At 71.6% G+C, this 20,303-nt stretch carries 15 protein-coding genes and 1 pseudogene; 5 read left to right on the top strand and 11 right to left on the bottom strand.

Going from position 1 to position 20,303, the window contains the following annotated elements:
• The 9 genes and pseudogenes from AB0M27_RS23690 to AB0M27_RS23650 all read right to left on the bottom strand — a co-directional run.
• Positions 1-128, bottom strand: a pseudogene (locus tag AB0M27_RS23690) (sensor histidine kinase KdpD); the annotation flags it as partial.
• 1 nt (position 129) lies between these two features.
• Positions 130-813, bottom strand: a complete 684-nt coding sequence (locus AB0M27_RS23685) for a response regulator transcription factor (protein ID WP_365723863.1) — start codon at positions 811-813, stop codon at positions 130-132.
• Positions 814-890: 77 nt separating this feature from the next.
• Positions 891-1,598 (bottom strand): potassium-transporting ATPase subunit C, encoded by a 708-nt coding sequence (locus AB0M27_RS23680; RefSeq protein WP_365723862.1) that lies wholly within the window; start codon positions 1,596-1,598, stop codon positions 891-893.
• A 5-nt stretch (positions 1,599-1,603) separates the two neighbouring features.
• Positions 1,604-3,733 (bottom strand): potassium-transporting ATPase subunit KdpB, encoded by a 2,130-nt coding sequence (gene kdpB, locus AB0M27_RS23675; protein WP_365723861.1) that lies wholly within the window; start codon positions 3,731-3,733, stop codon positions 1,604-1,606.
• The gene (gene kdpA / locus AB0M27_RS23670; protein WP_365723860.1) at positions 3,730-5,394 is read right to left on the bottom strand and encodes a potassium-transporting ATPase subunit KdpA; all 1,665 of its coding nucleotides are present in this window, start codon (positions 5,392-5,394) and stop codon (positions 3,730-3,732) included. The genes kdpB and kdpA overlap by 4 nt, the downstream gene beginning before the upstream one ends.
• Positions 5,395-5,426: 32 nt before the next feature.
• Entirely contained in the window at positions 5,427-5,516 is a 90-nt protein-coding gene (gene kdpF / locus AB0M27_RS23665) for a K(+)-transporting ATPase subunit F (protein ID WP_009326374.1), read from the bottom strand.
• Complete coding sequence (locus tag AB0M27_RS23660) at positions 5,513-5,671, bottom strand: hypothetical protein (RefSeq protein ID WP_356300167.1); 159 nt, start codon at positions 5,669-5,671, stop codon at positions 5,513-5,515. Before AB0M27_RS23660 ends, kdpF begins: the two co-directional genes overlap by 4 nt.
• Before the next feature lie 504 nt (positions 5,672-6,175).
• Positions 6,176-6,391 carry a hypothetical protein gene (locus AB0M27_RS23655; RefSeq protein WP_365723859.1) on the bottom strand — a complete coding sequence of 72 codons (216 nt, stop codon included), beginning with the start codon at positions 6,389-6,391 and terminating at the stop codon, positions 6,176-6,178.
• Positions 6,388-8,889 carry an ATP-binding protein gene (locus tag AB0M27_RS23650; protein ID WP_365723858.1) on the bottom strand — a complete coding sequence of 834 codons (2,502 nt, stop codon included), beginning with the start codon at positions 8,887-8,889 and terminating at the stop codon, positions 6,388-6,390. Before AB0M27_RS23650 ends, AB0M27_RS23655 begins: the two co-directional genes overlap by 4 nt.
• A 233-nt stretch (positions 8,890-9,122) precedes the next feature.
• On the opposite strand from AB0M27_RS23650, the gene AB0M27_RS23645 reads away from it, so the two are divergent.
• From AB0M27_RS23645 to AB0M27_RS23625, 5 genes are all read left to right on the top strand, one after another.
• Positions 9,123-10,694: a Na+/H+ antiporter gene (locus tag AB0M27_RS23645; RefSeq protein WP_365723857.1), complete on the top strand. Its 1,572-nt coding sequence runs from the start codon at positions 9,123-9,125 to the stop codon at positions 10,692-10,694.
• An 837-nt stretch (positions 10,695-11,531) separates the two neighbouring features.
• Complete coding sequence (locus tag AB0M27_RS23640) at positions 11,532-12,350, top strand: SDR family NAD(P)-dependent oxidoreductase (RefSeq protein ID WP_365723856.1); 819 nt, start codon at positions 11,532-11,534, stop codon at positions 12,348-12,350.
• Between the two features lie 288 nt (positions 12,351-12,638).
• Positions 12,639-14,597: an amino acid transporter gene (locus AB0M27_RS23635; protein WP_365723855.1), complete on the top strand. Its 1,959-nt coding sequence runs from the start codon at positions 12,639-12,641 to the stop codon at positions 14,595-14,597.
• 111 nt (positions 14,598-14,708) lie between these two features.
• On the top strand, positions 14,709-15,227 hold the full coding sequence (locus tag AB0M27_RS23630; protein WP_365723854.1) for a hypothetical protein: 519 nt from the start codon (positions 14,709-14,711) through the stop codon (positions 15,225-15,227).
• A 19-nt stretch (positions 15,228-15,246) separates the two neighbouring features.
• Entirely contained in the window at positions 15,247-18,393 is a 3,147-nt protein-coding gene (locus AB0M27_RS23625) for a BTAD domain-containing putative transcriptional regulator (protein ID WP_365723853.1), read from the top strand.
• A 43-nt stretch (positions 18,394-18,436) separates the two neighbouring features.
• Here the strand turns inward: AB0M27_RS23625 and AB0M27_RS23620 are convergent, their stop codons facing one another.
• The gene (locus AB0M27_RS23620; RefSeq protein WP_365723852.1) at positions 18,437-19,231 is read right to left on the bottom strand and encodes an ABC transporter permease; all 795 of its coding nucleotides are present in this window, start codon (positions 19,229-19,231) and stop codon (positions 18,437-18,439) included.
• Positions 19,228-20,199, bottom strand: a complete 972-nt coding sequence (locus AB0M27_RS23615; protein WP_365723851.1) for an ATP-binding cassette domain-containing protein — start codon at positions 20,197-20,199, stop codon at positions 19,228-19,230. Before AB0M27_RS23615 ends, AB0M27_RS23620 begins: the two co-directional genes overlap by 4 nt.
• Positions 20,200-20,303 lie beyond the last annotated feature (104 nt).

Below are 20,303 nucleotides of genomic sequence, written 5' to 3'. Positions count from 1 at the left end.
TGCTCGACGAAGCCCACGACACAGTCGGTGCCCCGCTCCACACGGCGGTGCGCCTCGGCGAGCATGGCGTAGGTCTTGCCCACGCCCGGTGCCGCGCCGAGGTAGATCCGGAGCTTTCCGCGTGCCATGTCATCCCTCGAAGCGGTAGCCCATGCCGGGCTCGGTGATCAGATAGCGGGGGTGGGAGGGGTCCGTCTCCAACTTGCGGCGGAGCTGGGCCATGTAGACGCGCAGGTAGTTGGTCTTGGCGCTCTGCGAGACGCCCCAGACCTCCTGGAGCAGCTGTTTCTGGGTGATCAGCCGTCCCGGGTTGGTGACCAGGATCTCCAGCAGGTGCCACTCGGTCGGGGTCAGCCGTACGTCCCGCCCGTCCCGTACGGCCTTCTTGGCGAGCAGGTCCAGGGTGAAGTGATCCGTCTCGACCAAGGTCGTCTCGGGCACCAGCGGGGTCTCCTCGGTCCGGCGGACGGCGGCGCGCAGCCGGGCCAGGAGTTCGTCCATGCTGAACGGCTTGGTGATGTAGTCGTCGGCGCCGGCGTCGAGCGCGGCCACTTTCTCGTCGGACGCCTGCCGCGCGGACAGGACCAGGATCGGCACCCGGCTCCAGCCGCGTACGCCCTTGATGACGTCGACGCCGTCCATGTCGGGCAGACCGAGGTCCAGCAGCACCACGTCGGGCTGGCGCGCGGCGGCGAGCCGAAGGGCCGTGGCCCCGTCGGGGGCGGCGTCCACGCCGTAGTGACGTGCCTGCAAGTTGATGACGAGGGCCCGTACGAGCTGCGGGTCGTCCTCCACCACGAGCACCCTGGTCATGGGTGTGCCTTTCCTGTCATGCCTGCGGGAGCCGGCACCCCGAGGTGCCGGCTCCCGTCGCGAATCGCGTAAGGCCGTCACTTCTTCGCCGCGAGGTCCTTGAGCGCGATGTTGAGTTCGAGGACGTTCACCTGCGGCTCACCGATGAAGCCCAGGGCGCGGCCCTGGGTGTGGTCCTTCACCAGCTTCTCCACGGAGGCGACCGGCAGCCCGTTCTTCTCGGCGACCCGGTGCACCTGGAGTTCGGCGTACTGCGGGGAGATGGCCGGGTCGAGGCCGGAGCCGGAGGAGGTGACGGCGTCGGCCGGAACCTGGGACGGCTCGACCTTGTAGCCGGGGACGGAGTTGTCCTTGACGACCGCGGCCTTGGCGGCGAGCACCTGGGCGCAGAGCGTGCCGTCCTCGGGCTTGGCCGGGCACGTGCCGTTCACCGCACCGCTGTCGGCGGCGAGGTTGGTGGCGCCCGAAAGGATCAGCTTGTACTGCGTGTTGACGCTGTTCGCGCCGAGCCCGTTGGCCGGGCGGCCCTGGAACCACTTCAGGTCCGGGTCCGGGGTCTCCTGACCCTTCTTCAGCGGCAGGTTGTACGACTGCCCGATCAGGGACGAGCCGACGACCTTGCCGTCCGCCTTGATCTCGGAGCCGTTCGCCTTGTCGCTGAACAGCCCCTGGGCGATGCCGGTGACGACCAGCGGGTAGATGACGCCGGTCACCAGGGTCAGCACGAGGAGGGCCCTGAGGCCCGCCCCGAGCAACCGGACGGTGTTCGTTACGGAGTTGTTCATGGCGATCAGCCGATTCCGGGAATGAGGGAGATGAGCATGTCGATGATCTTGATGCCGATGAAGGGCGCGATCAGTCCGCCGATCCCGTAGATCCCGAGGTTGCGGCGCAGCATCTTGTCGGCACTGACCGGCCGGTACTGCACGCCCTTCAGGGACAGCGGCACCAGCGCGATGATGATGAGCGCGTTGAAGACGACGGCCGACAGGATCGCGGAGTCGGGCGAGGACAGCTGCATGATGTTGAGCTTGTCCAGGCCGGGGTAGACCGCCGCGAACAGCGCCGGGATGATCGCGAAGTACTTCGCGACGTCGTTGGCGATGGAGAAGGTGGTCAGCGCACCGCGCGTGATCAGCAGCTGCTTGCCGATCTCGACGATCTCGATCAGCTTGGTGGGGTTGGAGTCGAGGTCGACCATGTTGCCGGCCTCCTTGGCGGCCGACGTACCGGTGTTCATCGCCACGCCGACGTCCGCCTGGGCGAGCGCGGGCGCGTCGTTGGTGCCGTCACCGGTCATCGCGACCAGCTTGCCGCCGGCCTGCTCCCGCTTGATGAGGGCCATCTTGTCCTCGGGAGTGGCCTCCGCGAGGAAGTCGTCGACGCCCGCCTCCTCGGCGATCGCCTTCGCGGTCAGCGGGTTGTCACCCGTGATCATGATGGTTTTGATGCCCATGCGGCGCAGCTCCTCGAACCGCTCCCGCATGCCCTCCTTGACGACGTCCTTCAGGTGGATGACACCCAGGACCCGGGCGCCCTTGGCGTCGTGGACGGCGACCAGCAGCGGGGTGCCGCCCCCCTCGGAGATGCGGTTGGCCATGCCGTCCGCGTCCTCGGCGACCGTACCGCCCTGCTCCTCGACCCAGGCGATGACCGAGGCGGTGGCGCCCTTGCGGATCTTCCGACCGTCGACGTCCACACCCGACATGCGGGTCTGGGCGGTGAACTCGATCCACTCGGCGCCGGCCAGCTCGCCCTGGTGCCGCTCGCGCAGCCCGTACTTCTCCTTGGCGAGGACGACGATCGAGCGGCCCTCGGGCGTCTCGTCGGCCAGCGAGGACAGCTGGGCCGCGTCCGCGAGCTCCGCCTCGGTGGTGCCCTTGACCGGCACGAACTCGGCGGCCTGACGGTTGCCGAGGGTGATGGTGCCGGTCTTGTCCAGCAGCAGCGTGGAGACGTCACCGGCGGCCTCGACCGCGCGGCCGGACATGGCCAGCACATTGCGCTGCACCAGCCGGTCCATGCCCGCGATGCCGATCGCGGACAGCAGGGCGCCGATCGTGGTCGGGATCAGACAGACCAGCAGCGCCACCAGCACGACCATCGTCAGGTGCGTGCCCGCGTAGTTCGCGAACGGCGGCAGGGTCGCCACCGCCAGCAGGAACACGATGGTCAGGGACGCCAGCAGGATGTTCAGCGCGATCTCGTTGGGCGTCTTCTGCCGGGCCGCGCCCTCGACCAGGTTGATCATCCGGTCGATGAAGGTCTCGCCGGGCTTCGTCGTGATCTTGATGACGATCCGGTCGGACAGGACCTTCGTACCGCCCGTGACGGCGCTGCGGTCACCGCCGGACTCGCGGATGACCGGGGCGGACTCGCCGGTGATCGCCGACTCGTCCACCGAGGCGACACCCTCGACGACGTCACCGTCACCGGGAATGACGTCACCGGCCTCGCAGACCACCAGGTCGCCGATGGTCAGCGCGGTGCCGGGGACCTGCTCCTCGGAGCCGTCCTTCAGCAGCCGGCGGGCGACAGTGTCGGTCTTGGCCTTGCGCAGGGTGTCGGCCTGCGCCTTGCCGCGGCCCTCCGCGACCGCCTCCGCCAGGTTGGCGAAGATCACGGTCAGCCACAGCCAGGCGCTGATGGTCCAGCCGAACCAGTCGCCCGGGTGCTGGAAGGAGAAGACAGTGGTCAGGACGGAGCCGATCCACACCACGAACATCACGGGCGACTTGACCATCACCCGCGGGTCGAGCTTGCGGAAGGCTTCCGGCAGGGACTTGAGAAGCTGCTTGGGGTCGAAGAGGCCCGCTCCGACACGGCCCTCGGCGGGCTTGTGCCCGGTCGGTGCGTCCTGGTGGGGCGCAAGGGTGGGAGTGGACATGGAGTCCTCGTGCTTCTTGATGTCGGTCGTCATGACGCCAGCCCCTCGGCCAGCGGACCCAGCGCCAGCGCCGGGAAGTAGGTCAGACCGGTGATGATCAGGATCGCGCCCACCAGCAGGCCGGTGAACAGCGGCTTCTCGGTGCGCAGGGTGCCCGCGGTCATCGGCACCGGCTTCTGCTCGGCGAGCGAGCCGGCCAGCGCCAGCACGAACACCATCGGCAGGAAGCGGCCCAGCAGCATCGCTAGCCCGGTCATGGTGTTGAACCAGTCCGTGTTCGCGTTCAGACCGGCGAAGGCCGAACCGTTGTTGTTCGCCGCCGAGGTGAACGCGTACAGCACCTCGGAGAAACCGTGCGCGCCGGAGTTGAGCATCGAGTGCGGCGGGGTCGGCAGGGCCATGGAGGCGGCCGTGAACACCAGCACCAGGGCGGGGGTGATGAGGATGTAGCAGGCGGCGAGCTTCATCTCGCGGCCGCCGATCTTCTTGCCCAGGTACTCGGGCGTACGGCCGACCATCAGACCGGCGATGAACACCGCGATGACCGCCATGATCAGGATGCCGTAGAGGCCGGAGCCGGTGCCGCCGGGCGTGATCTCGCCCAGCATCATGCTCAGCATGGTGATGCCGCCGCCGAGGCCGGTGAAGGAGGAGTGGAAGGAGTCCACCGCACCGGTCGAGGTGAGCGTCGTCGACACCGCGAAGATCGAGGAGCCGCCGATACTGAAGCGGACCTCCTTGCCCTCCATCGCGCCGCCCGCCGCCTGGAGCGCCGGGCCGTGGTGGGCGAACTCGGTCCACATCATCAGGGCGACGAAGCCCAGCCAGATGGTGAACATCGTGGCGAGGATCGCGTAACCCTGCTTCACCGAGCCGACCATCACGCCGAAGGTGCGGGTCAGCGAGAACGGGATCACCAGGAGCAGGAAGATCTCGAAGAGGTTCGTGAACGGAGTCGGGTTCTCGAAGGGGTGGGCGGAGTTGGCGTTGAAGTAGCCGCCGCCGTTGGTGCCCAGCTCCTTGATGGCCTCCTGGGAGGCGACCGCGCCGCCGTTCCACTGCTGCGAGCCGCCCATGAACTGGCCGACCTCGTGGATACCGGAGAAGTTCTGGATGGCGCCGCAGGCGACCAGGATCACCGCGGCGATCGCGGCACCCGGCACCAGGATGCGCAGCGTGCCGCGCACCAGGTCGGACCAGAAGTTGCCCAGCTCACCGGTGCGCGAGCGGGCGAAGCCGCGCACCAGCGCCACCGCGACGGCGATACCGACGGCGGCGGAGACGAAGTTCTGCACGGCCAGCCCGGCGGTCTGCACGACGTGACCCATGGTCTGCTCGCCGTAGTACGACTGCCAGTTGGTGTTGGTCACGAAGGACACGGCGGTGTTGAAGGACTGCGCCGGGTTGACCGCGGAGAAGTGCAGCGAACCGGGCAGTACGCCCTGCAGCCGCTGCAGCAGGTAGAGGAAGAGGACGCTGACGGCGGAGAAGGCCAGCACACCGCGCAGGTACGCGGGCCAGGTCATCTCGGCGTCGGGGTTGGCACCGATGGCCTTGTAGATCCACTTCTCCACCCGCAGGTGCTTGCGCGAGGAGTAGACCTTGGCCATGTAGTTGCCGACGGGTATGTAGACGAGCGCCAGCGCGCCTATCAGGGCGAGCAGCTGGAGCACGCCGGCGAGTACGGGACTCATGGCGCCCGCTGCGGTAGCAGCTGATGTCACCGTCAGAACCTCTCCGGGAAGATCAGGGCGAGGACGAGATAGCCCAGCAGGGCGACGGCCACGACCAGACCGACGACGTTTTCGGCGGTCACAGCTTCGTCACCCCCTTGGCGACAAGGGCCACCAGCGCGAAACCCGCGAGCACGGTGACGACGAAGGCCAGATCGGCCATCGCGAACTCCTGGAGTGAGGTTCGGTTGAAACGGACGTGTACGAGGAAAGCGCCTGTCCGGCCGGATCCGGCCACCCGTTGACGACCCTCTTACGGCCGCGCTCACGGCTTTGACGGGTCTCTTACGACCCCTGATCCATACCGGTGGGTAGCCCCCCGTGACGGTCGGTGACCCGGCTCACAGCCGGAACCGCAGCCGGCAGACCAGCCACAGCCGCTCCGCTCCGCCTCCGGTATCAGCGCGGTGGCCCGGGTGCCGGGCTCGGCGGCCACCTCACGGACGTACGCGGCGATGGGGGCCCAAGCTGCGCCGCGCACAGGACAGCCGTAGGGAGTGGACGCGGCAGCGGTGGAGCGCCGGGCGTGGTCGCCGGGCCTGCGCAGCTCGATCTCGCCCTCGGGCCAACCGTCGGTGTCCGGGTTCCGGGTGGGCCGTTGCCACGGTCACGCTGCCGTCATTCTCCAGGCGCGGCGGGTGGCCCAGGAGCGCGCCGTACTCGAAGACCTCCACCCTGCCGGCGCGCACGGCCAGTTCGGGCACAGTCACGCCGACGGTCGGCAGCAGTGCGTACGGCCGGGTCAGGAGAAGTCGCACCAGGCCGCCGCCGACAGGGCCGCGGCCACACCGGCCGTACGGCTGCCGAGCGCGACCACCGCGACGACCACGACCACGAGGACGAGCGGGGCGTTCGTGTGCGTCAGGTCCGTACGGAACGGGACGAGGGCCAGAGCCAGGGCCACCAGGAACGAGGCGCAGCGTACGGTGCGGCTTCCAGGTGCGGGCACAGCGCTCACCACGCACCTCCTACGCTCGGTTCGGTCGCTTCGGCACCGGCCCCCCGTGCCGCGAACGGCAGCGAGACCACCATGGTCAGTCCGCCGCCGGGGGTGTCCTCGGGGCTCAGGGTGCCGTTCATCGCCTCGGTCAGGCCGCGCGCGAGGGCGAGGCCCAGACCGAGGCCCGTGGTGTTGTCGGTGTCGCCCAGCCGCTGGAACGGCTCGAACATCCGCTCCCGGCCCTCGGCGGGCAGCCCGGGCCCCCGGTCCACCACCCGCAGCTCCACCCGGCCCGCCAGGGCACTGGCGGTGACCAGCACCCTCCTCCCGGGCGGGGTGTGCCGGGCGGCGTTGCCGACGAGGTTGGCGATCACCCGCTCCAGCAGCGGCGGGTCGGCCAGCACCGCCGGGAGCTCCTCCACGTCCGCCACCTCGACCGCCGGCACGTCCGCCAGCGCCATGGGCAGCACCTCCTCCAGGGAGGTCGTCCGCAGGTTCAGGGTGAGGGCGCCGGCCTCCAGTCGGCTGAGGTCGAGAAGGTTCTCCACCAGGCGGTTGAGTTTGGCCATGGACGCGTCGGCGGTGGCGAGGAGTTCGTCGCGGTCCTCGGCGGAGAAGGCGACGTCCCGGCTGCGCAGCGAGGTGACGGCGGCCCACCCGGCGGCCAGCGGTGTGCGCAGGTCGTGGCCGACGGCCCGCAGCAGCGCCGTACGCAGCCGGTCGGCTGCCTTCACCGGCTCCACCTCGGCCGCGGCCTGGGCCAGCCGGGCCCGCTCCACCGCGGAACCCACGTGCGCGGCGAACGCGGCCAGCACCCGCCGCTCGGAGGAGGAGAGGGTACGGCCGCGCAGCGCGAGCCAGGCTCCGGGGCCGGCGGGTACGGCCGTCACCCCTGCCGCCGCATCGGGCGGCTCTTCCACCAGGTCCGCCGACTCCATGCCGAAGGTCTCGCGGGTCCGCTCCAGCAGGGCCGGAATGGTCGCCTCGCCGCGCACGATGCTGCCGGCCAGGGACGACATGGTCTCCGCCTCGGCCGTGGCCCGGGCGGAGCGGCGCGACAGCCGCAGGGACCGGTCGACGACGGCGGCGACCGTGGCCGCGACGACCGCGAACACCGCCAGGGCGATCAGGGCGTTCGGGTCGTTCAGCGTGAAGGCACCGATGGGCGGGATGAACCAGTAGTTGAGCAGCAGGGACGCCGTCACGGACGCGATCACCGCGGAGGCGACCCCGCCTATGCAGGCCACGCCCACCACGGCGAGCAGGAACAGCAGGGCGTCGCTGGTCAGGTTCAGCGTGCCCCGCAGCTGGGCGAGGACAGCGGTGAGCAGGACCGGCAGCACCAGTCCGGCCACCGGGCCCGCGATCAGCCGGGCCGTCGACAGCGTGCGGCGCCGGGACGGGAGCAGGGTGCCGCGCCCGGCCCGCTCATGGGTGACCCGGTGCACGTCGATGTCGCCGGACAGCTCCGTCACGGTCTCCCCCGTGCCGGGCCCGGTCAGGAACCGCGCCAGCCGTCCCCGCCGGCTGGTCCCCAGCACCAGCTGCGTGGCGTTCTCGGCGCGGGCGAACTCCACCAGGGCGGTAGCCACGTCGTCGCCGACGACCGAGTGGTAGCTGCCGCCGAGGTCCTCCACCAGCCGGCGCTGACGGGTCAGCGAGGCGTGCGAGACCCCGGCCGCGAGACCGTCGCTGCGGGCCACGTGCACGGCGAGCAGATCGCCGCCGGCGGACCGGTCGGCGATGCGGGCGGCCCGCCGTACCAGCGTGTCGCCCTCCGGGCCACCGGTCAGCGCGACCACCACCCGCTCCCGGGTCTCCCACACCCGCCCGATCCCGTGCTGCGAGCGGTACTCCTGCAGCGCCTCGTCGACCCGGTCGGCCACCCACAGCAGCGCCAGCTGCCGCAGCGCGGTGAGATTGCCGGGCCGGAAGTAGTTGGCGAGGGCGGCGTCGATCTTCTCGGGGGCGTAGATGTTCCCGTGCGCCATGCGCCGCCGCAGCCCCTCGGGCGGCATGTCCACCAGCTCGATCTGCCAGGCCCGCCGCACGACCTCGTCCGGCACCGTCTCGTGCTGCGGCACGCCGGTGATCTTCTCGACCACGTCGTTGAGGGATTCCAGGTGCTGGATGTTCAGCGCGGTGATCACGTCGATACCGGCGTCGAGCAGGGCCTCGATGTCCTGCCAGCGCTTGGGGTTGCGGCCGTCCCCGGGGACGTTGCTGTGCGCGAACTCGTCGACGATCGCCACCTGCGGGCGGCGGGCGAGGACCGCGGCCAGGTCCATCTCCTGGAACCGTCCGCCGCGGTAGGTGCAGGACGCCCGGGGGACGGTCTGCAGGCCGTCGAGCATCGCCTCCGTGCGCGGGCGGCCATGGCACTCCGCGATCCCCACCACCACGTCCGCGCCGCGCGCGGCACGGCGCCGCCCCTCGTCGAGCATCCGGTAGGTCTTGCCGACCCCCGGGGCCGCACCGAGGTAGACCTTCAGTCGTCCGGGCCGTACGTCACTCATCGCCGCCGACGCGCTCCGCTCACCGATCCGACTCCCCCTGGTGGGAGGTTTTCTCCTCCCAAGGAAGCCGCTTCGGGGGGCGGCCGGTGCGCGTGTTAGCGGTTCCTTGGCGTCGGCTCCGTGGACCTTGACACTGTCTTGACGTGACCTGGCCCGATAGGGTGACAGCAGGTGTGCCGGGAAGTCTGGTCGGCCGGGAGCCGGAGCGGCTTCCGCAATCCCAGGGGGACGGCATGCGCAGCGTCGGTACGGTTCTCGCCCTCGTGGTCCTCGCCACGGTGGTCGCCACCTTCGCGCGCCGCTGGCGCATCCCCGCCCCCTCCCTGCTCGTGGTCGCCGGTCTCGCGGTGGCGCTGCTGCCGGGCACCCCGCAGATCCAGATCAGCCCGCAGATCATCGGCCTCGTCGTCCTCCCGCCCCTGCTGTACGCGAGCGCCGAGGACATGCCCTGGCGGGAGCTGCGGGCGGTGTGGAAACCCGTCGGCATCCTCGCCATCGGCCTGGTGCTCGCCTCCGCGGCGGCCGTCGCGGCCGTGGCCACCCTGGTCACTCCGCTGTCCTGGGAGATGGCGTTCGTCCTGGGCGCGGTGCTGGCCAGCACCGATCCGGTGGCGGTGACCGCGCTCGGCCGCCGGCTCGCCCTGCCGCCCCGGGTCCAGGTCCTCGTCCAGGCGGAGAGCCTGTTCAACGACGCGACCTCCCTGGTCCTGGTCCGGGTGGCGGCGGGCATCGCCATCGCCTCGGCCGCCGCGAGCTGGGGCGCGGCGAGCGGCGAGTTCTTTCTGCTCGCGGGCGGCGGCACGGTGATCGGGACGGCGGTGGCCGGAGTGATCACCCTGATCCGGCGCCGCACCGAGGACCCGGTCCTGGAGACGGTGATCGCCCTGGTCACCCCGTACGCCGCCTACCTGCTGGCCGAGGTCGCGCACACCTCCGGAGTGACGTCCTGCGTCGTCGCCGGGGTGGTGCTGGGCGGCCGGGGCGACCGGCTGACCAACGCCCGCATTCGGCTCCAGCTGCACGCGGTGTACGGCACGGTCGTGTTCCTCCTGGAGAGCGTCGTCTTCAGCCTGATAGGGCTGGCCCTGCCCTCCCAGGTACGGGCCCTGGCGGACGGCGACCGGGCCTGGCCCCTGTACGCCCTCGCCGTCGCCGTGACCCTCGTCGCCGTACGGCTGCTGTGGCTGGCGCCGCTGTCGGCGGTCGTGCAGCGCAAGGGCGGGGTCGGCCGGCTGAACTGGCGGGTGCCGATGGTGCTGACCTGGGCGGGGACGCGCGGCGTGATGCCGCTCGCCGCCGCGCTGTCCATACCCGAGGTCGCGAAGAACGGCAGCCCGCTCGCCGACCGCCCGCTCGTCCTGGTCCTGACCACGTCCGTCGTGGTCGTCACCCTCGTCGTCCAGGGCTTCACCCTCGCCCCGGTCGTCCGCGCCTCCGGCATCGCCCTGGAGCCCGCCCACACCGCGCGCGAGGAGGCCGAGGCCCGCTCCCACCTCGCCCACGCCGGCCTCGCCCGCCTGGAGGAGCTCGCGGAACTGGAGGTCGTGCCCGAGGTCGTCCTGGACCGGCTCCGCCGCGGCCTGACCGCCCGCCTCGACGACGCCCGCGACCGCCTCGCCGAGGGCAACGGCGGCGTCGCCACCGAGTCCGCCGACCGGGTCTACCGGCAGCTGCGGCGCGATCTGATCGCCGTCGAGAGCGGTGAACTCCAGCGGCTGTACGACGCGCATGCCATCAGTGACACTACGCGGCGGCGGTTGCAGCGGGCGTTGGACCTGGAGGAGGCCCGTCTGTCCGACGCGTGAGGGGCTCAACGGCCGGTTCGTCCGGGGGCGCTTTCATGGCGCCGTAGGTCAGTCGAATTCCGCCAGCCTCGGACGCAGGCCCAGCAGTGTCAGGCGCAGCCGTGCGGGCACGGTGGCCCGGAAACGGCGGCGCAGAGCGGCCCGCGCGGCCACGGCCCGGCGCTTCGGGCGCAGCCCCGGAACCGGTCCGGCCGTCCGCGAACTCCCTCGTCGTCGCGATCCGGGGCTGCCCCCGCAGGGGGCGATCTCCCCATGTCGTGGCGCTGGGGCGGCCTCCTCCCAAGACCCTGCGCCGTTTTGGCCGTGAGAGTCACGGTCCCTCCAACGTCACGCCACGGACGGTCGCCCGTCCCCCGTTGCCGATCAGTCTGGGACCGGATTCGGCCACGTACGGCTTGCCTTGACGGGCCTCTGACGGATCCTCAGCTCGGTTTGACGGAACGTTGACGCCGGGCGTGGACGACCGACGCCAAGCCGGTCGAGCCGCGTCAGAGCCCCGTCAGGGAACGGGACTTCGGCTTGCCCGATCCGAGCGGGACGGCTTCCATGAACGATGTGAACAGCGCCTGGCTCCTGCTCGACCGGCCGCCGAGTCCCGCTCGGCCGTCGCGTCGCGAGCCGCGCTGACCGGAAGCGCCCGCGTCACTCCGGTACGGCGTCCCGCCGACGCCATACCCCGGCGACGCCATAGCCCGGCGACGCCGCGTCCCGCCGACGCCGCTTTCCGTGACCCGAGGGGCGCCGTGATCGCATCCGGCACCCCTCGCCCTCCCCTCACCACCGCACGCCCACCGCCCTTACCTGGCCGCACCGGCGTGCCCGCACCCGGATCGGATCATGTCCAACTCCACGCTCTCCCCCTTTTCCGGCCGCACCGTCCTGGTCACCGGCGCCACCTCCGGCATCGGCCTCGAGACCGCCCGGCAGCTCGCCGAGCGCGGCGCCACCGTGCTGCTGCACGGCCGTACCGCCGAGGAGGCGCGGGCCGCCGCAGACCGCCTGGTCGCCACGACAGCTGTCCGGGCGGGCCAACTGCGCCTGTTCGGCGCGGACTTCAGCCACCTCGAAGAGGTCGGGGCCCTCGCCCGTACGGTCGTCGCCGAGCACCCGCACCTGGACGTCCTCGTCAACAACGCGGGTATGGCCGCGCCGGAGCGGCACACCGTCACGGCCGACGGCAACGAGATCGCCTTCCAGGTCAACTTCCTCGCCCACTACCTGCTGACGTGTCTGCTGGAGCCGGCGCTCACCAGCGACCCGGGCGGGCGGGTCGTCAACGTCTCGTCCTCCCTGCACCGCACCGGGTCGATCCAGTGGGCCGACCCCAACCGCGCCCGCCGCTACTCCCGGCTCGCCGCCTACGCCCAGTCCCAGCTCGCGCTGACCGTGTTCGCCGCCGACCCGCGCGTCACCGCCGTCTCCGTCCACCCGGGCATCTGCGACACCGCGCTGCTGCCGCTCTACGCCCACGAGGGCGGCTCAGCGGCCGAGGGCGCCGCACACGTGGTCCGGCTGTGCGACCCGGCGGTGGAGATCGTCAACGGCGCCTACCACGACCGCGAGGAGCGGGTCGACCCGGCGCCGGCCGCGACCGAGGACCGCACGGTCAGGCGCCTCACCAAGCTGGCGGACCTGCTGGTCGGCCGGACCGCTTGAAGAAGCCCCACGGCAGCAAGGCCGGCCGGAGCCGGCGACTCCGGTGGGAAGCCCTCGCCTCGGCGCCTGACCGGCGTCCGCTCCCCCATACGGCGCAATCGCTCTCCGCGCAAGGGAAAGCCTCCGATCTTGACGTCCGGCCAGCGCTCGCCCCGCCGGTCTTGACGCAAGCTTGACGCCCCCGGCGGAACGACCCATGGGCCCGCGCGTCAGGGTCTGCCTACGCTGGTGTCGCCGTACGCGTGATGGCCGGAACCCCACGCTGAGCCGCACATCAGGAGCACGTCGATGGCGACGACCGAGCACCCTCCGCATACCGGTCGGCTGCGCGCCTGGATGCTGGAGGGCCTGTCCGACATGGGGAGGGCCGGCGGCCACACCGGACCGCACGCCGCGCCGGAACCCCCGCACAAGGGCCAGCGCTGGTACCGGGTGATGTGCCTGACCGGTGTCGACTACTTCTCCACCCTCGGCTACCAGCCCGGCATCGCGGCCCTGGCGGCCGGACTGCTCTCCCCCGTCGCCACCCTCGTCCTCGTCGCCGTCACCCTGGCCGGCGCCCTCCCCGTCTACCGCAGGGTGTCCGAGGAGAGCCCGCACGGCGAGGGCTCCATCGCCATGCTGGAGCGGTTGCTGTCCTTCTGGAAGGGCAAGCTGTTCGTCCTGACCCTGCTGGGCTTCGCCGCCACCGACTTCCTGATCACCATCACCCTGTCGGCCGCCGACGCCTCCACCCACCTGATCGAGAACCCGCACCTGACGAGCACGCTGCACGGGCAGCAGATGCTGATCACGCTGCTGCTGGTGGCCCTGTTGGGCGCGGTGTTCCTCAAGGGCTTCCTGGAGGCGATCGGCGTCGCGTTCGCCCTGGTGGCGGTCTATCTCGCCCTGAACGCCGTGGTCGTGGTGGTCGGACTGTGGCACGTGCTGACCGCCGAGACCCTGGTCACCGACTGGACCGGCGCCCTGATCACCCAGCACGGCAACGTCTTCGCCATGATCGGCGTGTCCCTGCTGGTCTTCCCCAAGCTCGCCCTCGGCCTGTCCGGCTTCGAGACCGGCGTCGCCGTCATGCCGCACGTCCGCGGCGACCCGGACGACACCGAGGAGAAGCCGACCGGCCGGATCCGGGACACCAAGAAGCTGCTCACCACGGCCGCGCTGATCATGAGCGTCTTCCTCATCACCACCAGCTTCATCACCACGGTGCTGATCCCGGCCGACGAGTTCAAGCCGGGCGGCAAGGCCAACGGCCGCGCGCTTGCCTACCTGGCGCACGAATACCTCGGCGGCGCCTTCGGCACGGTCTACGACCTGTCGACCATCGCCATCCTGTGGTTCGCCGGCGCCTCCGCGATGGCCGGCCTGCTCAACCTCATGCCCCGCTATCTGCCCCGCTACGGCATGGCCCCGCACTGGGCCCGCGCCGTGCGCCCGATGGTCATCGTCTTCACGCTCATCGCCTTCCTGGTGACCTGGATCTTCGATGCCAACGTCGACAAGCAGGGCGGCGCCTACGCCACCGGCGTGCTGGTCCTGATGTCCTCCGCGGCCATCGCGGTGACCATCGCCGCCCGCAGGGCCCGCCAGCGCGGCTGGACCATCGGCTTCTCGGTCGTCTCGGCCGTCCTGCTCTACGTCACCGTCGCCAACGTCATCGAGCGCCCGGACGGTGTGAAGATCGGTGCCTGCTTCATCGTCGGCATCATGCTCGTCTCCTTCCTCTCCAGGCTGGCCCGCGCGTTCGAGCTGCGCGTCACCCATATCGAGCTGGACGACATGGCGGAACGATTCATCCGGGACATGTCCCACCGCCGCATCCGCTTCATCGCGAACAAGCCCAGGCACCGCGACAAGGCCGAGTACCGCGACAAGATCGAGCAGATCCGGGCCGACAACGACGTCCCGACCACGGAGGACTTCGTCTTCGTCGAGGTCACGGTCACCGACCCCTCCGAGTTCGAGGCCGGCATGTCCGTACGCGGCGAGGTCCTGCACAACCGCTACCGCGTCCTGACCCTGGAGTCCTCCTCCATCCCCAACGCCCTCGCCGCACTCCTCCTGCACGCCCGCGACGTGACCGGCTGCACCCCGCACATCTACTTCGAGTGGACCGAGGGCAACCCCTTCGCCAACTTCCTCCGGTTCTTCCTCTTCGGCCAGGGCGAGGTCGCCCCGGTCACCCGCGAGGTCCTGCGCGAGGCGGAACCGAACCGGCCGCTGCGCCCCCGCGTCCACACCGGCTGAGCACCGGCCGTGCCGACCGGCGTCAGGATCCCGTCAAGATGCGCCCGTACGGCGCTAGGACCCCGTAAGCAGCGGCTGCCGCATCCCGTACGGCCGCCTAGCGTCGGCGCCATGGGACGGAGCGGACCGCCAGGCTCGGCCGGCGACCGCCACTGGCGCGGCAGCGCCCGGCTCGCGCTGACCTGCGCCCTGCTGTTCTGCGCCCTGAGCCTCCTGGTCGACTGGGACGCGGGAAGCCTGACCCCCCTGCGCGCCCTGCTCTGGCTCACCCTGTCGGCCGCGGTGTGCGCCGTGCTGCTCCCCCAGCGGGTGAGCGCGGGCCCCGGCTGGCTCGCGGTCCGCACGCCCTGGCGCCGGCACATGGTCCGTACGGACGCGCTGGTCTCCGTACGCCAGTACGACGGCGTCTCCTCTCACCTGGTCCTGCGGGACACCCACGGCCACCGCCTGGAACTCGACCCCCGCGTCCTCGCCGCCAGCCCCCTGCTCTGGCACGAGCTCGACACCGGCGTCCGCCGTTCCCTGGAACGCGGAACGCTGCTGCGCGGTGCGGACGTCCTGCACCGCCTGGGCCACCGCATCGACGATGAGACCGTGCAGGCGGTGCTCCGGGCTTCGGGGCTGTCGTGACTCTGGCTAACCTGCACGGGTGACCACCGAGTTGACACTGCTGGCCCGCGTCGCCTGTCGTGGGCGGGAGATCACCGCACCCCGGTTGCGCGGGCTCCTCGCCTTGCTCGCGGAGGATCTGCGCACCGGCTGCAGCACGGGCCGGCTCGTGGAGGGGCTGTGGGCCGAGGAACTGCCGGAACGGCCCGGCAAGGCGGTGCAGATCCTCGTGTCGCGGCTACGGGCGCAGCTGGGCACCGACCTGGTCGCGAGCACCCCGTCCGGCTACCGGCTGACGCTGGACGAGAGGCAGGTCGACAGCTCCGCGCTGCTGCTGCACGAGGCGGCGGCCGCCGAACACGCACGGGCCGGGCAGCACGAGGGCGCGCTGGCCGAGGCCGAGGCCGGGCTGGCCCTGTGGGACGGGAACCTGGACGCCGGAGCCGGCGAGGACCTGCACGACCCGGTGGTGGGGTTGCGCGCCGGACGGCTGCGGGCGTACCGCTCGCTGGTCCGCTCCCGGGCGCTCACGCTCGCCCGGCTGGGGCGGCGGGAGGAGGCCGCCGCACCCCTGGCCGAGCTGGCGCAGGAGCTGCCGCAGGACGAGGAGGTGCTGGCGGAGCTGCTGCGCTGCGAGGCCGCCACCGCCGGCCGGGCCGCCGCGCTGACCCGGTACGACACCTATCGCCGCAGGCTGCGGGACGAACTGGGTACGGATCCCGGCACCGGCCTCAAGGCCGTCTACCAGGAGCTGCTGAGCGCGGACGCGGCGCCGGTGCGCCACGGCGTGCCGCACGAGCCGAACCCGCTGCTGGGCCGCGACGCCGACCTCGCCGCCGTGACCGGGCTGCTGCGCGAGGCCCGGGTGGTCACCGTCGTCGGTCCCGGCGGACTGGGCAAGACCCGGCTCTCCCACGCGGTGAGCCGGGCGGCCGAGCAGCCCGTGGTGCACTTCGTCCCGCTGGCCGGTGTCACCGCCGACGACGACGTGCCCGGTGAGGTGGCCTCGGCGGTCGGCGCCGGGGAGGGCCGGCAGTTCACCGGCGGCACGGACGTGGTGAGCGGCATCGTCGCCGCGCTGGGTGCCGGGCCGGTGCTGCTGGTGCTGGACAACTGCGAGCAGGTCATCGCCGGTGCGGCCGCCCTCGTCCAGGCGCTGGTGTCGCGGTCGAGCAAACTGCGGGTCCTGGCCACCAGCCGGGCCCCGCTGGGACTGAGCTCGGAGTCCGTGTACGCCCTGCCGGAGCTGTCCCAGGCGACCTCGGTGGAACTCTTCACCCAGCGGGCCCGCGCCGCCCGGCCCGGCGTGGAACTGCCCCCGGGTCCGGTCGCCGAGATCTGCCGGCACCTGGACGGGCTGCCGCTCGCCGTGGAGCTCGCCGCGGCCCGGGTGCGGGTGCTCTCCGTGGCCGACATCTCCAGCCGCCTGAGGGACCGCTTCGCGCTGCTGCGCGGCGGCGCCCGCGACGCACCCGAGCGGCATCGCACCCTGCGCGCCGTGGTCGACTGGAGCTGGAACCTCCTGGAACCCGACGGCCAGGCCGCCCTGCGCGCCCTGTCCGTGTTCCCCGGCGGCTTCACCGAGGACGCCGCGGAGTACGTCCTCGGCGAGAGAGCGGACGCGCTGACCTTGCTGGAACAGCTGGCCGGGCAGTCGCTGATCAAGGTCGACGACAGCCCCTTTGGAGTGCGCTTCCGCATGCTGGAGACACTTCGGGAGTTCGGCTCCGCCAAGCTCGCCGAGGCCGGCGAGGAGGAGACGGTGACCGACCGGTACCTCGCCTGGGCCCGCGGCTTCGGCCGCGCCCACCACGACCAGCTGTTCAGCCCCGATCCGGTGCCCGCCTGGTCCCGTATCCGCGCCGAGCAGGACAACCTCGTCCTGGCCCTGCGGCACGCGCTGGCCCGCGCCGACGGCCCCACCACCGCGGCCGTCACCGCCGTACTGTCCTCCCTGTGGTCCACCGGCTCCCACTACGGCCGGCTGGCCGCACTCGCCGCCGACACCGCGGGCCCCCTGTCCCACTTCCGGCCCGAGAACCCGGAGGACGTGGAACCGGCCCGCAGCGCGGCGGCGGTGTGCGCGGCGAGCCTCTTCATGGGCCACGGCCCGCACGCCGTACGCCAGTTGGTCACCCTGCGCCGGCTGCCGCCCGCTCCGCCGGACACCGTGCTGCGGGCCCTGTCCGTCGTGCTGTGCGCCGTACCGGAGATGCGGCCGCCGGAGTTCGCCCGGCTCCAGCAGCTGTGCGAGGCCGACGAGCCGCTGCTGGCGGGCCTGGCCGCGGGTGTCGCCAGCTACGTCTGGGAGGCGGGGCACGACACGGAGCGGGCACTGGAGAGCGCCCGCCGGATGATCGACGCGCTCGCCCCGCTGAACAACCCGGCCATGCACCTGCTCAGCCACGGCCGGGCCGGCGAGCTGTGCCTGCAGACCGAGCGGGGCGCGGAGGCGTACGACCATCTGCGCGCCGCCCTGAGCGCGCTGGACGCGTTCGGCGACTGGTCGGACTCGCTCGGCGTCCGCTGGGGGCTGGCACTGGCCTGTCTGCACAAGGGCGAGATCGAAGAGGCCGAGTACTGGCTGGACCGCGCCGCCCTGGAGCAGCCGCCGGAGTCGGACGGGACGTTCAGCCCCGAGCTGCCGGCCAGGGCGGAGATCGCGCTGGCCCGCGGACTGACCGAGCTCGGGCTCGGGCTGTGGCGCCGGGCGGCGGAGCGGATACGGCAGGTCAGTGCCCTGTACGCCGCCGACGATCCGTTCGTCGACCCGTGGGCGCTGCAGCTGCAGTCGGCCGCCGTGGCCGCGCACGCGCTGCACGGCCGGCCGGAGCCGGTCGCCGGGCTCACCGAGGAGTTGCGGGCGCGGCTGCTCGGGCTGCTGTCCAGCGCCCTGGCCGACGGCTCGCCGGCCGACGGGGCCCCGGTGGAACTGCCGGTGTACGGCACGTTGTTGCTGGCGCTCGGACACGCCCGGCTGGCCCAGGACGACCCGGCCGCCGTACGGCTGGTGGCGCTGGCCGAACGGATGCCGGTGGTACGGGAGTTCCCCACCCTGTCCCTGGCCCGCTCCCGGGAAGCGGCCGAGAACGCCGACAGGGCGGCGTACACCGACGCGAGGTCGAGGTACGCCGCCCTGGGGCGGGAGCAACTGCGGGCGGAGGCCCTGCGGGAGCTGACGGGCTGACAGGGGCCTTCCGCACCGGCCCGCACCCGCCGGCCGGCCGAACTCACCGCTTCGGCTCGCCGTTGAACTGCGCCTTGGACCACAGATAGCCCAGCACCGTCAGCCCCACGCACCAGGCCAGAGCCAGCACAGCGTTCTTCGTGCCGATCCCACTGCCCAGCAACAGTCCGCGCAGCGTCTCGATGAAGGGCGAGAACGGCTGGTACTCGGCGAACCAGCGGAACCAGCCCGGCATGGCGTCCACCGGTACGAACGCGCTGGACAGGAACGGCAGCATGACCAGCGGGGTCCCGATGTTGCTGGCCCCCTCGGGGTTGGGGCTCACCAGGCCCATGCCGACCGCGATCCAGGTCAGCGCGAGGCTGACCAGCGCCATCAGTCCGGCCGCCGCGATCCACTCCACCGGCGTCGCGTTCGGCCGGAAGCCGATGGCCAGTCCGATGCCCAGGACGAGCACCAGAGCCATCAGCGTCTTGATCACGCTGCCGATCACGTGGCCGATCAGCACGGAGGCGCGGGAGATCGCCATGGTGCGGAACCGGGCCATGATGCCCTCGGTCATGTCGGTGCACACAGACACCGCGGTGCCGAGCGAGGTCATGGCCACGGTCAGGAAGAGAATGCCGGGGACGAGGTAGGCGACGTAGTCGGCCCGGTCCGCGTGGCCGCCGTTGATGCCGGCGCTCATCACGTTGCCGAAGACGTAGACGAACAACAGCAGCAGGATGACCGGGGTGAGCAGGAGGTTCAAGGTGAGGGACGGATAGCGGCGCGCGTGCAGGAGGTTGCGCCGCAGCATGGTGAGGTTGTCGCGGAAGGCGTAGCCGGCGGTGCTCATCGGACGGTCTCCTTGTCGGTGGTCTGAGCGGGTACGGAACTGCCGGTCAGGGCGAAGAACACGTCGTCCAAGTCCGGGGTGTGCACGGAGAGCTCGTCGGCCTCGATGCCTGCGGCGTCGAGCCAGTCGAGGACGGCGCGCAGCTCGCGCTGGCTTCCGTCGCTGGGGATCTGGAGGCTGAGCGCCTCGTCGTCGCGGGTGGTCTCGCGCAGCGCGGTCGCCGCCCGCTCGTAGGTCACCGGGTCGGAGAACCGCAGCCGTACGTGACCGCCGGGCACGAGCCGCTTGAGCTCGGCGGCGCTGCCCTCGGCGACGATCTCGCCGCCGTTGAGCACCGCTATGCGGTCGGCGAGCTGGTCGGCCTCGTCCAGGTACTGGGTGGTGAGGAAGACGGTCGTGCCGCCGGAGACCAGCTCGCGGATGATCTGCCACATGGTGTGGCGGGAGCGCGGGTCGAGGCCTGTGGTCGGCTCGTCGAGGAAGATGATCCGCGGGTTGCCGACCAGGGTCATGGCGATGTCGAGGCGGCGCTTCATGCCGCCGGAGTAGGTGGAGGCGGGCTTCTTCGCGGCCTCGACCAGGTCGAAGCGCTCCAGCAGATCGGCGACGACCTGCCGTCCCTCGCGCTTGGACAGGTGGTGCAGGTCCGCCATCAGCAGCATGTTCTCCTCGCCGGTGATCAGTCCGTCCACGGCGGAGAACTGCCCGGTGACCCCGATGGCCGCCCGGACCGCCTGGGCCTCGGCGGTGAGGTCGTGCCCGGCGATCCTCGCCCGGCCGCCGTCGGCGGAGATCAGCGTGGACAGGATGTTGACCACCGTGGTCTTGCCCGCGCCGTTCGGCCCGAGCAGGGAGAAGATCGTGCCGGTGGGCACCTGGATGTCGATGCCGTCGAGGACTGTCTTGTCCCCGTAGGCCTTGCGCAGCCCGGTGGCCGCGATCGCGAGTTCTTGTTCCGTCGTCGTCATGCCCCAGAGCGTGCCGCCGGGGCGGTTCAGACCGGCTTCAACCGGGTTTCAGCCGGGCGGGAAGGGCCGCGGAACGCTGAAACCCGCAGGTGGGCGGTGAGTGC

Origin of the sequence: Streptomyces sp. NPDC052107 (genome assembly GCF_040680215.1) — a bacterium.
GTDB lineage: Bacteria > Actinomycetota > Actinomycetes > Streptomycetales > Streptomycetaceae > Streptomyces.
This window is presented reverse-complemented; position numbering and strand designations above follow the sequence as displayed.